Source organism: uncultured Sphingorhabdus sp., from assembly GCF_937872355.1.
Lineage (GTDB): Bacteria > Pseudomonadota > Alphaproteobacteria > Sphingomonadales > Sphingomonadaceae > Sphingorhabdus_B.
The window spans coordinates 1-2,850 of sequence record NZ_CALMSV010000158.1; the positions used below are offsets into that span (position 1 = coordinate 1).

Genomic DNA, 2,850 nt, shown 5'->3' on the forward strand with positions numbered 1-2,850 from the left:
CTCGTGCTCAGGCACGCCCACAGCAATCGCTTCGACGCAGGCCGCACCGCCGATGTCGGCGATACGGGTCATCTTAGTGATATGCGCGATTTCCTCTGCCGATTTGATCATCCGCAGGCGCATGGACGCCGCAGCGATATCGACAAACTCCATATGCGGGAACGCAGCCTTAAGCAGGTTGAGCGTGTCGATGTTGATATGGTCAAACTCGATCCCCAGCCGCTTCACCCCACCAGTCAGGCCGCGAATCGCATGAAAATAATTGTCTTTCTGCCAGTCGGTGTAGGTGACGTTCCTGCCACCGAATGTCCGGCGCCAAGGCTGCCCGCCGTCGATGCCCGCGCTGATGGAAGTGGCGATGTTGTGATCGACCAAGAAGCCATACCGACGGCCAAAGTAGCAGAACATAAAGTCGGAATAATAGTTGATGCAATGATAGCTGGTGAACAGGGCTGCGTCGATTCCAGCTTGTGCCATATGGCCGCGGATCGCATCGAGACGCCGCTGCATCTCGGAGTCGGAAAACGTGGGCACGGCTTTGTCGCCATTGTTCACATAGTTCTGCAGGCGCTCGCGTTCCATCAAATCCTCCAACGCTCAGGTGGGCCGATCTTGGCCCTGATGGATCGATCAGGCCTGCTTTCAAGGGTCTTGTCAAAAGACCAATTTTCACGATAGCATTAACTTTTCTCATGCTATGGTGTGCCATGACGACACCACCTCTCAATGCACTGCGCGCCTTTGAGGCGGTCGCTCGAACGGGGTCTTTCCGCGCTGCTGCTGAGACGCTGTTCGTCACCCAGTCCGCTGTCAGCCACCAGATCAGGAATGTCGAGGATTGGCTGGGCAAGCCATTGTTCGAGCGTGAGGGTAACCGAACTCGACTCCTGCCACATGGGGCCGATCTGGCACGCAGCCTGGCAGGATCACTGGCCGAGATCGAAGCTGCCTGCAACCGGGCGCGCAAAAGCAATCAGGCGCTTGTTATTGCGGCAATTCCCTCGGTCGCGATGTGCTGGTTGATCCCCCGCCTCAGCCGCTTTCGCACCGCCCATCCAGAAATCGAAATCCGGATCGTCTATGCCATGCATGGTCGTGAGATTAATTTTCACGATGTCCACCTGGCCTTTGTTTTTGCGAAACAGGCCCCATCAGATCCGATAATTGAGGCACATTTTCATCTGGCAGGGCAAAGTGTGCCGGTTTGCAGCCCCTCACGTTTGGCGAGTCTTGGGCGCACGCCGGAGAGCGTTGCCGATTTTGTGACCTTGGGCCTCTTGCACGATGGGACACCGACAGGCTGGACGAAATGGCTTTCAGAGTTGGACAGCGGCCTACCAGATCATGTCGAGGCGCCTTCCTTTGAGGGCACGACTTTTGAGGACTTCAACCTGCTTCGCGCCGCTGCCCTGTCCGGACAGGGGGTGGCGCTCTGCCCCAAGGCCATGATCCAGCCGGATCTGAATTCCGGCGGCTTAGTCCAGATTTCCCAACGAATGCAGGACGAAGGGTACAACTATTATCTCTTGGCATCGACCACAGCTCCACCGCTGGTAAAGCGGCAGGCGCAAGTGTTTTGCGATTGGGCAATGACAGAACGGGACGAAGTCTGACAATTGCCAGCTGGCGGGGGCCTTTTCTCCACAAAGATTACAAAAAAAATAGCCTCATATCCAACGAGATAAGTAGATTTGCGTCGCTTATAAATTGGTTCGGCCTCAAGCTGTGTTGCGAAGTGGGAGCATTTAGGCCCGCAGCACGTCCGGCTTACTTGGCCATTATAGCGCGCTTGAGGTTCTTGGGCGATCTATCTTGCCTTTGGCTGTGCGCTGGTAGACGTAGCTGTTGTGGATCGGGCAGGAAACTGCCCCGACAGCACTAACGCTCTTGGTGATCATCATCGTGTTACCCGGTCGCAAATCGATCTGGCTCCCAACCGCGAAACCGACCACTGCTTGGCCGCGGTGGACAAAGAGCGTGACCGTTCGGTCACGCGGCAGGGATCGGAATCACGATCTATCCCGAAAGCCTGATCGGCTACCTTGGCCGGAACGTAGAGGTTCGTCCTTTTGATCATCCAGCCTTCGCCAGCCGAACGATTCTGCTGTGGCGCAAAGGGAACATCGCCGCGCTGGTCTGATCGTCCGTGGTAACTGAGGGCCGTACCTTGCACGTGGACGTCGGGACTGACAAACGAGCCGGCGTCACTTCTGTAGGATAGCTGCGATCTTTTGATACCCCCGCGCCTCGGCATGTTGGAGCGGCGACACTCCGTCCCGATCGCTGATCGCCCGATCGGCCCCGGCCTCGACCAGGGCACGCACTGTCGCGATGTGATCGGGGCCGCCATCCCCGAGGATCACCGCCTCGATCAGGGCGGTCCAGCCAAGGTTGTTCACATGATCCAGCGGCGCGCCCCCGACGATGAGGCGCCGGACGACCTCGTGGCGCCCCAGATGCGCCGCCGCAATCAGCGCGGTGCCGTCGTAGACGCTGGTCACCAGATCGGGCCGGTTGCCCACACGCAGGGCAAGCGACACCATCTCGGGGTCGTTCGCAACGGCGGCGATGGTCAGCACGTCATACGCCTGATCCTCAAGCGCGTTCATGTCGGCACCTGCGGCGGCAAGCGCCTCGACTGCCGCATCGTTTGAGGCGAAAGCGGCGACATGCGCGGGCGTCCGGCCATTTCCGTCTCGCGTGTTCAGACCCGCCCCCGCCGCGATCAGGCTGCGGATGGCGTCCAGATCGCCTAGATGGGCAGCACGGTGCAGGCCATCATATGCGGCGATCTCTGCTGCCGAGGGCGCGGTCTGTGCCGAGGCACCCTGGCTCACGGCAAGGAGGGCG

The 2,850-nt window shown here is 59.2% G+C and carries 4 protein-coding genes; 1 reads left to right on the forward strand and 3 read right to left on the reverse strand.

Features of this window, described 5'->3' with window-relative positions; all coding sequences use genetic code 11:
* The coding region (locus Q0239_RS10085; protein ID WP_298602128.1) for an aminopeptidase P family N-terminal domain-containing protein at positions 1-582 on the reverse strand (582 nt) is incomplete at its 3' end.
* Between the two features lie 125 nt (positions 583-707).
* Between Q0239_RS10085 and Q0239_RS10090 the strand changes: the two genes are divergently transcribed.
* Complete coding sequence (locus tag Q0239_RS10090; protein WP_298602131.1) at positions 708-1,613, forward strand: LysR family transcriptional regulator; 906 nt, start codon at positions 708-710, stop codon at positions 1,611-1,613.
* A 284-nt stretch (positions 1,614-1,897) separates the two neighbouring features.
* Here Q0239_RS10090 and Q0239_RS10095 read toward each other — a convergent pair whose 3' ends face one another.
* Together Q0239_RS10095 and Q0239_RS10100 are read right to left on the reverse strand one after the other, a co-directional pair.
* Positions 1,898-2,173 (reverse strand): hypothetical protein, encoded by a 276-nt coding sequence (locus Q0239_RS10095; RefSeq protein ID WP_298602134.1) that lies wholly within the window; start codon positions 2,171-2,173, stop codon positions 1,898-1,900.
* A 31-nt stretch (positions 2,174-2,204) separates the two neighbouring features.
* The coding region (locus Q0239_RS10100; RefSeq protein ID WP_298602137.1) for an ankyrin repeat domain-containing protein at positions 2,205-2,850 on the reverse strand (646 nt) is incomplete at its 5' end.

Coding starts and splice junctions, on each gene's coding strand:
- Q0239_RS10090 (WP_298602131.1), top strand. CDS start 708: ATGACGACACCACCTCTCAATGCACTGCGCGCCTTTGAGGCGGTCGCT.